Genomic DNA, 11,746 nt, shown 5'->3' with positions numbered 1-11,746 from the left:
ATGGACTGACCCTTGCAGAGAGAATGAGCGGCGCCTGGGCGGCCGCCGCGACTGGCGCACTGGCAGATCGCGGTGGGGCAGGGGGCTGCGCGCGATGACCGGCAACTTGACCCGGCAGGCGCCGGTACACCCGCCAGGCGTAGGTCGACCGCGCCGCCCGGCAGGCGTTGTCCTTGAGCTGGGTGCAGGCGGCGTTGTAGGCGCCGACGGAGTCCCAGCTCACGCCCTGGCGCGAGAACCGTTCGGCCAGCAGCCAGGCGCCGACCATGATGTTGGTGCAGGGCTCGTAGAGGTCGCGCTCGCTGATGCCGAAGCGCGCCAGCGTGGGCAGGTGCGAGCTGTTGATCTGCATGAGCCCGATGTCGTAGCTCTTCGTGCGCGCCCGGTGCGTGAGATTCACGGCAGCGGGGTTGAGGTCCGACTCGGCCCGGGCCACGGCGTAGAGCAATTGCGGCGCGACGCCGTAGCGCGCCCCGGCGTCCTCCCAACAGGCATGCCCGACGCCCTGGACGAGGAGGGCCATCAGGCCTACCGCGAGTTCAAGCGTGTGGGAGCGCCGCATGGTTCAGCCCCGCTGATCCGCATCTGCCGCGGCGCGGGCCGCACAGTTGAGGCGCGCCTGGGTCAGGACCCGACGAACGGAGTCGTGCTCCGCACGCACAACCGCAACGCAGCCCGTCGCGATCGCGTCGAGCTCGAACTTGGGATTCGGATGCGAGTTCCAGGCCGCCCGGTGCTCCCGAAGCAGTTCGTCGAACTGGCGGCGCCAGACGTGGCACGAGCGGCGTGGGGCCTTGGGATCGCGGGCGCCGAGTTCGGTCCCGAGAAACAGCTGGAGTCGGGCCAGACTTTCGGTGCTGGAGAGGACCAATTCGATGCAGGCGGAGAGCAGGTCGGGGAAGCGGAAGGTCGGTGACTGGTTGGCGTGACTCGTGTAGACGCTGTGCAGCCAGTCGTGCTCGCGCATCCACACACGCGTCATCACGATGGCCGGAGGCTGTGCGGCGACAAGGGTGTGCGGCATCGATGAACCTCGTTGATGAGCGACTACGGTGTGCATGTGCAGGACCCTGATGAGGTCCACGACGTGCGATACCTCTGGTCGACAGCGTAGAAAGCAAATCGATGTCGCTCAACTCGAAACGCGGCATCAAGTCCCCCGACTTTTCGACCGTCGATTCCGCCTCTCGCCATCCAATGTGCGCAAACGAAGCGGCCCGCACGAGGGCGGGCCGCTGTGTCCGGATCGCTACGCGCGATTCAGCGAATCAAGTGGTAATTCGCGATCGCGCGGCTCAGCATGAAGAGCATGAGCAGCAGCGCGCCGATCGTGTACAGCGGACTCACGGTGAACGGCAGAAACAGGGCAACGAGCACGAGCGAGAGCAAGGCGATCCCCGTCGTGGCGCTCAAGGTATAGAGCTCGGCGCTGTGGTCCGCGAACTCGCGGGCCCGGACGCTGCGCACCGCGAAGCCGTCGATGGCGCACACACCCATGAACACCAGCAGCAGCGGCAACACATGCAGCAGTGTTGCGGCGCGCAGCGTGGCCAGTGTGAAAAGGGCGTCCACGGACTTGAAGTAGGGCGATGAGAACAGGCGCGTGCTCATCTGTCCGAATTCGGTGGCCATGGCAGTGTTGATTCCGGGGCCGGCTACCTGCACCGTTTCGGGTGGCGGAGAAGAGACGTTCACGCCATTCGCCTGGAATGACAACATGCGCTCGAGGATCCGGTCTGCGGCCGCACTGCCCCAGAGCGTCGTGTTGAGTTCATGCTCGGCCCTGACGGTCTGCATCAGGCGATCCGGCGGTACCGCCGAAGGGATGTAGAGCACCAGTGCGAGCACGCAGCCCAGGGCCGCGATCCAGACGATGCGGATCATGGCCGCGCCCCTGTGTTGCGCGCAGCGGCGCGGTCGAAGTCGGGGTTCAGGATCGGGAAGCGGCCTTTGATGAGCCGGCCGCCCGACACCTGGGCGAAGTACTGCAGGTTGGGCAGCTTGCCCAGCATGTCGGCCGGGATGCGTTCTTCCATCGCGTCGGTGATCTGGACCGAACGGCCGCTGCTCCAGTCACCAAGGTGCGTGTCGGCACCGAGGTTGCGGCCCACACGCATGGTGTGGATGCCGGTCTTGCCGAAGGTCTCGACCACGAAGTCCTGTGTCGGCCGATCCTTCGTGCGCAGGGCAAAGAGGTTGTTGAGGTTGCCCAGCGCCATGCGGGCAGCATCCTCCGAGCCCAGGCGGTTGGCCAGGTCGGCCAGCGTCTGCATCGCGCAGATCGAGTGGATGCCGCCTTCGGCACCCTTGTTGAGGATCTCGATCAGGGGCTTGTTGATGACGTTGGAGACCTCGTCGACCACCAGCGTGATGCGGCCCTGAATGTCCAGGTTGTAGCGCATGCCGGCCCGCGCGGCCATGTCCGCCAGGGCCAGGGCGCCGATCGCGGACGCCACGGACGGATCGGGCAGCGAATCCAGGCACATGTACAGCACATGGCGGCCGCGCTCGATCTTCTCGAAGTTCATGATCGGCCGCGTGTCATCGAGGTCGAAGGGATCCGGGGACAGGCTCTTTCCGAGATCGCCCGAGGTGAGCATGGACAGGATGGGAAGCAGGCTGGCCGTGATCTTCTGGTAGTGCTCGCGGTTGTGGCGGAACACGCGGATCTGGTCGTCGATCACGCGCTCGTGCTGGTTCTGCGGGACCTGCTGCTCGTAGTAGGTGACGTAGGCGATCAGTTGCGTGCTGGTGACCTCGGAGGGCCGTCGAATCTGCCCGCGGCTCGCCTCCTGCAGCAGCTTTCGCATCTCGACCGAGTCGCGCCAGCCCCGCGGCAGGATGCGATCGAAGAAGTGCGAGAGGGAGGCCTCCAGCACGGGCTCCACGCCGCCGGCGACGTACTTGATGAGCTTGACCAGGTTGGGCCGGTCTTCCAGGCTGACCAGCCCCTGGACGACGACGTTGACGGCGTCCCACCCAAAGGCGCTGAAGGTCCCGTCCTTGTCGGCCGGCATGATCGATTGAAGGCGGCTCGCGATCTCGGTGGGCTTCTGCCAGTTGAAGGTGAAGTCGAGGCGAACACCGACTTCCGGGAAGGCCGGGTGAAACTCGAGGAAGGTGTCGGGCTGGCGATAGTCTTCGCACGCGCGCTGGACGACGCGCTTGAGCCGGCGGCTGTTCTTGGGGTCGATGAACACGACGACGTCGCCGCGCTTGATGGCCTGGGTCAGCAGCGTGGCCAGTGCAACGCCCTTGCCGGCCTGTGTGGTGCCCACCAGCAGGGTCCCGCCTTCGAAGTTCTGCAGCGGCCGGTACAGCGGCTGTTCCTTGGGTTCCACGCCGTGGATGAAGGGCATGCCGATCTCCGCATCGGGCTGCGGATCGACGGTGTAGCCCAGCAGCGAGAGCAGCGAGGGCGGCAGCGTGTACTCCTTGTAGTCGATCTTGGCCAGCTCGTAGAGGCGCTGGGAGTGCAGCGGCTGCCATTCGAAGCCGAAGCCGAGAAACACCATGCCCGGATCGGGCGTGAGTTGGCCGAGGCGTCGTGTGGTGATGACCTGCATCGCCCGTCCGGACAGCGAGGCCCGCACCGTCAGGACCCGCGTGGCCTGACGGGCGCGCACGATCATCATCAGCATCGCGAAGGCCGAGAGCGTGAGCGCGAACGGTGTGAACAGCGCCCGTGAGCCAGTGATGTAGACGAAGTACAGAAGGCCGAGCAGCCAGGCCGCGGCAGCCCAGGCCTCGTAGGCGGGCCGCCACGGCATCTCATAGGGCCGGACAAGCATGGCGTCACCTCAGGTGGGTGTGTGGAAGTCGGTCGGGTTGAGGCCCTCGATGTGAGCTGGCTTCACGATCACGCCCGCCTGCTCCTGGCCGCCGATGTCGTGCTGGTAGGTCCTGGGCCGACGGTCCTTGGTGCCGACGAGCATGTCCACGTCGACCAGGGCGCGCAGGGCAACGCTCACGTCGATGCTGTTGGCCTTGAAGTGCGACAGCGGCACGAAGACGCCCGAAGCGACGGTGACCGCGATCGCCGTTCTCGCGTCGGCGTTCATCGTCGCGATCGCGTCCTGCAGCGCCTGGCGGACCTGGGGGAGCAGGCGCAGTGGTGCCTTCAGGGCGAACCGCCGCGACGGCGCGACCGACGCGGGTTGTGCTGGGATGGGCTCCGGCGGGGCGGCCGCTTCGCTCGGCGGCGCGGGCGACGGCTCGAAGTCGAGTGCGCCTTGCGCGTCCGGTGGCGGCATGGGTGGTTCAGCCTGCCCGGCGACGTCCTCAGGCGCCGACCGTGGCGTCGCCAACGCGGGGGTCGTTGGCGGCGGGACAGCCGTGATGTTGGCGTTCGTGGCGCCCGCGGTGCGGGATGGGGCAGTGGCCACGCGCGCAATCAACGGCTGTGCGAAGGCATCGACAGGCCTCGTCTGCCCCGTCAGGAGGATGTCGGGCGACACCAGGCGGATCGCTTCGAGCGGCGCCGAGCTCCCGGGGGGCAGGATGCTCCAGCACGCCTGACCTTCGGGCGGTGCGATGAGCACCCCGGCAGCGGTGAGGATCTCGACGATCGTCTCCGGCGCCTTGGGGATGCCCCGAAGCTCGTCGTCTTCGAGCACCTTGCGGATCTCGGCGGCAGCGTTGGGCCAGACGATGAAGAGCCCCTCAGCGCCGAGCCAGACCCGCGAACGGTCGGTGTTGGGCGACCAGGCTGGATGGGCCGCAACGAGGTGGCGCATCGCATCCAGCAGGTAGCGCTCGATGTGCGCGCCAAGGATCGGCCTGCCGTATCGATGCGCACTGGCCGCGAGGTCGCGGTCGATGACGAGGGCTGCCGACCGCTTGACGAGTTCGATCAGGATGCTCTGCTCGTGCAGCAGCGGAATGCCGGTCATCGAGGCGAGCATCTGCGGCACCACGACGTGGTTGGCTTCGGCGAGATGCTGCATCGCCTCCGGCGACACGATGTGGGGGAGTGCGAACAGGCCCAGGCCACGGCTATCCGGCGCATTGGCGATCCAGCGCACGAAGAAGCGACGCGCCTTGCGGCGCTCGAGCCATACCGTCAGAGGCACCAGGTAGGCGGGCCATTCGTTGCCCTGCTCATCGGTGACCGTGGCATGGCTGAGCGTGCGGTGCAATTCGCTGCACAGCCCGGCGAGGAAGGTCGCCTGTCGCCAGCGCGGCTCGAGTTCCTTGCGCACGGTGATGGTGGCCCGGCCGGAGACGATGTGCGCGTCTGTGCCTTGCAGTGCGAAGAAGGCCACCTCCAGGCCAAGCCGAAAGAGCCCGCCGGCGGAGCAGAAGAAGTTGTCGGCTGTCGCGGGCAGCAGGTTGACGTACGAGGCGTAGCGGCGGATCGGCGCGACGATGTCGCGGTCGAAGGTCTCGGCGTCACAGCCGTAGCAGTACTTGAAGCGCTGGAGGAATTCGCTCTCGGACGCAATCAACTCGTCGACCGTTGACGCGCCGATGCCGGGATCCACAGACGGGTGTCCCGCGCCTGCAAGTGGGGCGGTGAGGCCGCCGGGTTCGGTCCGCGGCAAGGGGCTGCCGCGAGGCCGCTGGCGGCTTTGAAGGAGATCGAGCAGGCCCATGGTGCACGCCACGTCATGTGTTGCGGCGATCATCGGGCGGGAGGTGCGGGCGCTTCAACTCGAAATGCCGGTCGTGCTCCCCCCGGAAACACGCCGCCGGTCGGCGCCTCGCGCGGATCGGTTCCTCAGGTCACGCGGCCATCGCCGGCAGCAGGGTCCGGTGTCGCCGGATGAGCATGCAGAAGGGACAGCCGACCGGGTGCGGCTCTGCCTTGCTCACCAGGTAGTGCGAGCCACATGATGCGCACTGCAGGAGTTCGAGCTGTTGCGCCGGCACGCCCCAGATGGCGTCGAGCAACGCGGCCACCTCGAAGCAGCGGTCGAAGGTCACGGGCTTCGGGTAGTCGTGGCAGGCGCGGCGCGCCGTTTCGAAGGCCGAGCACATGGCTTCGGTGGGCGTGACGTCCAGGCGGACGAGCCGCCTGAAGTGGGATGCGAAGACGGCGTACTGCACGCGGTGTGTGACCTCGGTCTTCGCGGACCAGGCGGCCAGCGGCATCGGCCGGGAGATGTAGGCGCTCGTGACGGTGGGCCTACCGCGCGGAGCGCGGAACAGCTGGGCGCGCGGCTCCTCCGCCAGCACCGCGCAGATCCTGTCGCCAGCGCCCAACTGCTGCAGCCGGCCCAGCAGCCGGACGTGCGCGATGTCCAGATCCAGTTGCCATGGCACGTCTTGCCTGGACCGCTTCGGCTTCGGCGGATCGGCTGCCAGCACAGGCGGGGTGGACGTGCGGACGCGGGCACGAGCACGAGACTTCAGCCGCCAGTCGGTTCGACAGACCGGGCAGCTGTCGCGCTGAGGCATCCCATGGGGTGCGAGGTACGGGCTGCGGCAGTTCAGGCACTCGACGAACGACAGACCACTCTTCGTCGCCGCCCAGATCCCGTCGAGCCTGGAGATCAGGAAGAAGGCCTGGTCGAAGCCGAGGGTGGACTCGGGCTGCGTGGCGCGGTGGTGCCGGAACGCGGCGATCAGCGCGTCCGCCTGCCGGAAGCCTTCACTGGTCAGGCGGCGGTAGTGGGTGGCGAGGAAGCAGGCCTCGGCCTGCAGGCGCCTGGTGGTCTTGAAGAAGAAGTCCTCGGAGTACTGCGGTCGTCCGATCGGGGCCGGGTATCGCTCGCAGTAGACGGCTCGCAAGATGTACCCCGGCGTGAGGCCGGTGATGTGGGCGATCGTGCGCAGTCGCGCCCCCAGCATCACGCACTGGCGCGCCGTCTCCAGCGCGCGCAGGCTGTACGCCGAAGGGCTGCCCACGCGTCACCGCCCGGACGCACTCAAGCGTCGGCGACTCGCGTGGCCCGCGCGGTAGCCGAACGGGCCGAGGCGATCGCCGGGGCGATCGCAGGGGGGAGCGCGAGCAGCGAGGAGAGGTCGCTTCGAGGCAGGAAAAGCGCCTGGTCGCCGATGCCGCAGACGAAGCTGAGCAACTCGTCCGGCGCTCGGCTCACGATGGCGGCGAAGTCCTGTCGCGCGAGCCCGAAGCTGCAGACGGCGTCGCCCATGTCGCGCATCGCGGCATCGCGCATGAGCAGGAGAAGGTTCAGGTTCGCTCGCTGAACCTGCGAGAGCGAAGTTGCATGGTCCATGGTTACGTCCCGGTCTGCCTTGTGGCTGGTCGACGCGGGACGGCATCCGGACCCGGCGTCAAGTCGAGGCGGCGGTGCCGCGGCGACTTGAGCGAAAGATTACCGATTCTTGGCGCGTGGTGTCAACGCATATTAGCGTTACATGTACTTTCTGAACAGACTAGACGGCACTGGAAGTAAATTAGTTAGTGCGTATTGCGTCAGTATCAGTTTGTGAGTGTGCGGAATACGCAAAACGAATCGCCCATTTGTGGCGGGCCAGGAACCGACGGTCGCCGATGCGGGCCGCTCGTCGCCAGCGCCTGACGAATTCCAGCTGCAGCGCCTTCAAGCGGCTGGCGCTTCGGGGGTGAACCCCACCTGCAGGGCGTTGAAGATCGTCAGCGGTCGCGTGGGCTTCTCGAAGAGCAAGGCACGGTAGGAGGCGCCCACCATGGCGAGTTCCTCCTCGGTGGCAATGCCCGTCGCGATCTGGCCGGTGAGGATGACCACCGGCCCCGACGGAACGCGGGCGCGAATCTTCGACAGCAGTTCCTTGGCGGTGGTGTCACCCAGCAGCCAGTCCACGACGAAGCCCTCGAAGGGCTCGGACTCCATCGCGGCCAGCAATTCGACGGCGCAGTTGAACGGCTGTGCGTCCATCCCCTTGGCGCCGAGGAAGTCGACGATCGACTGGGCTGAGTCGCTGTCGTCATCAAGGACGGCCACCCGCCTGGGAGGCGAGCGCTCGAACAGCAGTCGTGCGAGTTCGTAGCTGGGGCTGTCGGCGACCTCGGACGCCGACGCGACGGTCCATTGATCCGTGGTCTCGTCGTGCATCGCGACCATCGGCCCGATGCGTCCCGCAAGCGGCTCGCCGACGGGCCAGATCGTGCAAGGCAGGGCAGCCCCGGCGAAGGGCAGCGTGGCTGGGATCCCGGGTACATCGGCCAGGGCCGACATGATAGGGATCAGCGGTTCGTGGAAGTGACTGGCGAGCTTCCTGATCTCCTCGATGGACCAGGGGGCCTCGCCAAGCATGCGCCGGCGCACCTGCGTGTACGACATGCCAAGGGCTGCTTCGAGGGCGCGAAACCGCTGGCGCTCGGGCACTCCGTGCCGGTCCAGCATCGTCTCGATGAAGGCAGCGAGGGCTCGGTGCCGATCTTCTTCTGGGTGTTCGGCTGCCATACCTAGCCCAACAGGATGAGCGGGAAACTTGCGTGCGGAGTCATCATTCATCGCCGCCAAGTGCAAACGAAGGCCAAATAAATTGGCATTCGCCGATCCTTGTTCTTGTCCCTCCCCGCAACTGTCGGATGCTACTGGATTTCGCGGGGGTCGTCGCCTATGGCGAGCACGGGACACGGAGCGATGCTGTGGGTGGTCGGCATGCCGACGAACCTACCCCGACTTCGGAAGCTTATGTCCCTGCGCGCGGTTGTGCACGGGGGAAAGTCGCAAGCAGGCGAAAAAAAGGGCGCCGCGGTTGCGGCGCCCCTTCAGGGTGATGACGACCGCCCAGGGTCGTTCGATTCAGCTCAGGCGGCTTCGGCCAGTTCGCTCCACTCCTTCGCGCCCTGCTCGAGCATGCGGCCGCCGATGGCCTCCAACTCGGTCGAGCGGTCGTACAGGTCGAGTTCCTGCGCGTAGCCGGTGACGGCATTGACCAGGCCGAAGCCGGTCAGGTCGCCGTCCTTGATGAGGGCGCGCAGCACCCCGACCTTCTCCTGCTCCTGCAGCAGGTACTTCACCGCCAGGCGCTCGACGCTCTTGACCGGGTCGCCCACCAGCTTGATGCCCATCGTCTTGCGCATGCGCTCGGCGATCAGCGAGAAGGTGGCCTGCGACACCGCCGCTTGAACGGTGTCGCGGACCTTCAGGAAGAACGCGGCATCGTCGGCGGCGAGCGTGTCGTCCTTGAAGATGGTGACTTCGTCGGGCGAGGTCTCGCTCATGCGCCCGATGTGGGTCTTGCGCATCGACTGGTCGGCCGCGATGAGGCCATTGCGGCACAGCAGCCGGAAGATCAGCGGGCTCACCGAGAGCGAGCCCTGGCCGGTCTCGGAGTTGCTGATGACCACGCCTGCGTGTACCACGTCACCCGGAGCCAGTTCGAACTGGACGCGGGAGGTCACGACCTTCAGGTACATGCGGCTGTCGGTGACCTCGCAGGATTCGACGCGGGCGCCGGGCAGTTCACGCAGCATCGGGTAGACGTGCGCCAGCAGGTCGTAGTTGTCCAGCCGGCGATAGCGGTCCGACAGGAACGCCCTCGCGTTGCCGTCGAGCGTGCGCACCATGCGCTGCTCGGGCTGCGCGTGGAGCCATGTGTCGATGTTGCGATCCAACAGCGCGGGCTGGTCGGTTCGCATGCGCTCGAAGTAAGCGAACGGGATCTTCAGGCGGTCGGCGAGCTGCCGGCGGCAGTTCTCGGTCGTCCTGAAGGTGCGCACGCCGTCGTGCGTTTCGATGTTGAGGACCGAGGTGCCGTTCTCGCTGGTGATGTGGTGCATCAGCGGGGTCGGAACGATCATGTCCTGCTTCGTCGCGAGCTGCCGCTCGAGTTCGGTGGCGAGGTCGACGAGGGAACGTCCGTACTTCATGGAGATCTCCAAATGAAATACGGGGACGGCTCTACCCCTGCAGCGGGGAAGCGCGTCCCCGCGGGGGTGTGGGCTCAGCGTGGCTGAGCGGCGATGCGGCACGAACGGCGACCGTCGTGCACTGGGATTGAAGGGCTACCTTCGCTGGAGTTCAGCGTGGCCTGGCAGCTGCCACTTGGGAAACCTCTGTCGCTGTGCCCGCACGGGGCACACGGAAAGAGGGGGGTGGCATTGCTGCCACCCCTGAAAGCCTACGCCGCGCGCTTGTCCTTGGCAAGCGAGGCCAGCCAGATGTCGGCCCAGTCCGTGCCCGCTTGGCGGGGCACGAAGACTTCGACCGTGCGAGGGATGCCGGCCTTCTTCGCTTCGCGCACGAGGCGCTGGGCGAGGATGTAGGCCGAGGCCTGGCCAGCGAACTCGGCGTCCGCGTCGTTGTCCGCGTAGATGCACACCCGCCGCACCCGCTCGGGGATCCAGATCCTCTCGAGGTTGCCGCAGTTGATGGCCGCCCAGGTCGGCTTGCCGGTGCGCAGGCGCACCGCCAGCGCGGTCTCGATCCCTTCGGTGACCGCCAGCTCGTCCGTGGCCTCGTCGAGTCGCACGGCCGCGCCGTTGATGCCGGAGGACAGCAGCTTCTTGGACTGGTCGCCGAGTGCCTTGCGGCCCTCCTTGAGGTACGTCCGGTGCAGGGTGACGGCGTGGCCGTCCGGCCCCTGCACACACGCGACCATCGCGGCAAAGCTGGCAATCAGCTTCGAGCGCTTCTGCCCGGGCTGCTTCTCGTAGTAGCCCAGGGCCGGATGAAACCGCAGCGTCCTGGGGTAGGCGCCCTGGTTGATGCCGCGGCCGCGCAGGTAGCGGTCGACTTCGTCGCCGATGATGACCGGCTTGGCCTCGGTCCAGGTCTGGTGGCACAGCCGCTTCATCCGCTCGAGCGACGGGCCGGCCAGGCCGGTTGATGACGCCGGCCGCACCGTTCCCACCAGAGACTCGATGTCGTCGAGCAGTTCACTGAACCGCCCACCCCGTACCGCGTGCGCGAGCTTCAGTCCGCCACCGGCGCCGCACGAGCGGCAGTGGTAGTTGCCTTCGCCGAACTTGTCGGTGTACTGGAAGCGGTCGGTGCCGCCACAGCCGTCGATCGGGCAGGGCAGGTTCTTGCCCTTGAGGATCTCTTCGTCGACGCCGAGCGACCGCAGGATGCTCGTCCAATGCCCGTGCGCGCGGGACTTCACGTCGCTCACGCGCGCTTCAAAGTCATGGTTCATGGTCTTGTCCAATGGATTGAGGCTGGGTGGCCGGAGCCCCGCCACGAGGGCGGAACTCCGTGCACTCCCCAGGTCCTCGATGGAAGATTCAGCCGCAGCTGCCGACGTGGTTGCACTCGGTGCAGCGTTCGCAGCCATCCACGCGTCGCAGCGCGCGCGCCCCGCACTCCGGGCACTGGCGGCCGCGGGTCACGAAGCTCGTGGTCGCAGGCTGCGTGTCGTGCCGGTCGATAGGGACCGAGTCATCGTCTCCGCCCAACTGCAGTTCGAGCTGGCGAGACAGCCTTGCGGACATCTCGAGCACAGGCACCTGGTGGCCGTCGGCATCCAGGAACCCGCGCTTGGCCAGCATCTGCTGCAGCCAGTAGCCGATCGCGGCGACCTCGGAGTCATGCCAGCGCCGCGCGGTGTGGCCGTCGCCACGCAGGACGACGCCACATTGCACGGGCCCTTTGTCCCAGACCACCTCGCGCATGTTCTGCAGTGCCTTCTCGATCGACCCGCCTGAGCGGCCGACCATCGAGAGCATCCGCATGTTCGACGCGATCCATTGCTGGCCCTCGTCGCGCTGCCCGGCCGGCATGAAGAACTCGACCGGCCGTTCGATGACGACCTGGCGGCCGTCGACGGTTCCCGCCACGCGCATGAAGTTGATGGTCAGGTAGACCGACTTCTTGCCTTCGCTCGTGCAGTACTCGACCTTCGAGGTGAC

General features: G+C 66.9%; 10 protein-coding genes and 1 pseudogene. All 11 read right to left on the bottom strand.

Annotation, left to right across the window (positions count from 1 at the left end; all coding sequences use genetic code 11):
* On the bottom strand, positions 1 to 562 hold a 562-nt coding region (locus AB7U92_RS11780), incomplete at its 3' end, for a lytic transglycosylase domain-containing protein (RefSeq protein ID WP_428576652.1).
* A 3-nt stretch (positions 563 to 565) separates the two neighbouring features.
* Entirely contained in the window at positions 566 to 1,024 is a 459-nt protein-coding gene (locus AB7U92_RS11775; RefSeq protein WP_428576649.1) for a hypothetical protein, read from the bottom strand.
* Between the two features lie 236 nt (positions 1,025 to 1,260).
* Complete coding sequence (locus AB7U92_RS11770) at positions 1,261 to 1,884, bottom strand: DUF4400 domain-containing protein (RefSeq protein WP_428576647.1); 624 nt, start codon at positions 1,882 to 1,884, stop codon at positions 1,261 to 1,263.
* Entirely contained in the window at positions 1,881 to 3,791 is a 1,911-nt protein-coding gene (gene traD / locus AB7U92_RS11765) for a conjugative transfer system coupling protein TraD (RefSeq protein ID WP_428576644.1), read from the bottom strand. Before traD ends, AB7U92_RS11770 begins: the two co-directional genes overlap by 4 nt.
* A 9-nt stretch (positions 3,792 to 3,800) precedes the next feature.
* On the bottom strand, positions 3,801 to 5,594 hold the full coding sequence (gene mobH, locus AB7U92_RS11760; RefSeq protein WP_428576641.1) for a MobH family relaxase: 1,794 nt from the start codon (positions 5,592 to 5,594) through the stop codon (positions 3,801 to 3,803).
* Between the two features lie 130 nt (positions 5,595 to 5,724).
* Entirely contained in the window at positions 5,725 to 6,795 is a 1,071-nt protein-coding gene (locus AB7U92_RS11755) for a hypothetical protein (RefSeq protein WP_428576639.1), read from the bottom strand.
* Positions 6,796 to 6,869: 74 nt separating this feature from the next.
* Positions 6,870 to 7,121 carry a hypothetical protein gene (locus AB7U92_RS11750; protein WP_428576636.1) on the bottom strand — a complete coding sequence of 84 codons (252 nt, stop codon included), beginning with the start codon at positions 7,119 to 7,121 and terminating at the stop codon, positions 6,870 to 6,872.
* 387 nt (positions 7,122 to 7,508) lie between these two features.
* The gene (locus AB7U92_RS11745) at positions 7,509 to 8,351 is read right to left on the bottom strand and encodes a helix-turn-helix domain-containing protein (protein WP_428576633.1); all 843 of its coding nucleotides are present in this window, start codon (positions 8,349 to 8,351) and stop codon (positions 7,509 to 7,511) included.
* 350 nt (positions 8,352 to 8,701) lie between these two features.
* Positions 8,702 to 9,766, bottom strand: a complete 1,065-nt coding sequence (locus AB7U92_RS11740) for a DUF932 domain-containing protein (protein ID WP_428576630.1) — start codon at positions 9,764 to 9,766, stop codon at positions 8,702 to 8,704.
* 251 nt (positions 9,767 to 10,017) lie between these two features.
* On the bottom strand, positions 10,018 to 11,172 hold the full coding sequence (locus AB7U92_RS11735) for a DUF7146 domain-containing protein (protein ID WP_428576627.1): 1,155 nt from the start codon (positions 11,170 to 11,172) through the stop codon (positions 10,018 to 10,020).
* Positions 11,123 to 11,746 (bottom strand): annotated as a pseudogene (locus AB7U92_RS11730) (adenosylcobalamin-dependent ribonucleoside-diphosphate reductase); the annotation flags it as partial. The gene AB7U92_RS11735 and the pseudogene AB7U92_RS11730, both read right to left, overlap by 50 nt.

This window comes from Piscinibacter sp. (assembly GCF_050175855.1).
Lineage (GTDB): Bacteria > Pseudomonadota > Gammaproteobacteria > Burkholderiales > Burkholderiaceae_C > Piscinibacter.
Note: the sequence above shows the minus strand (reverse complement) of the source record. Positions and strands in the feature narration are given on the sequence as shown.

What these genes read in the sequence shown, in the direction of transcription:
- AB7U92_RS11745 (WP_428576633.1), bottom strand. Translation starts at nt 8,351, where the DNA reads ATGGCAGCCGAACACCCAGAAGAAGATCGGCACCGAGCCCTCGCTGCC.
- AB7U92_RS11740 (WP_428576630.1), bottom strand. Translation starts at nt 9,766, where the DNA reads ATGAAGTACGGACGTTCCCTCGTCGACCTCGCCACCGAACTCGAGCGG.
- AB7U92_RS11770 (WP_428576647.1), bottom strand. Translation starts at nt 1,884, where the DNA reads ATGATCCGCATCGTCTGGATCGCGGCCCTGGGCTGCGTGCTCGCACTG.
- AB7U92_RS11735 (WP_428576627.1), bottom strand. Translation starts at nt 11,172, where the DNA reads ATGGCTGCGAACGCTGCACCGAGTGCAACCACGTCGGCAGCTGCGGCT.
- mobH (WP_428576641.1), bottom strand. Translation starts at nt 5,594, where the DNA reads ATGGGCCTGCTCGATCTCCTTCAAAGCCGCCAGCGGCCTCGCGGCAGC.
- AB7U92_RS11750 (WP_428576636.1), bottom strand. Translation starts at nt 7,121, where the DNA reads ATGCGCGATGCCGCGATGCGCGACATGGGCGACGCCGTCTGCAGCTTC.
- traD (WP_428576644.1), bottom strand. Translation starts at nt 3,791, where the DNA reads ATGCTTGTCCGGCCCTATGAGATGCCGTGGCGGCCCGCCTACGAGGCC.
- AB7U92_RS11775 (WP_428576649.1), bottom strand. Translation starts at nt 1,024, where the DNA reads ATGCCGCACACCCTTGTCGCCGCACAGCCTCCGGCCATCGTGATGACG.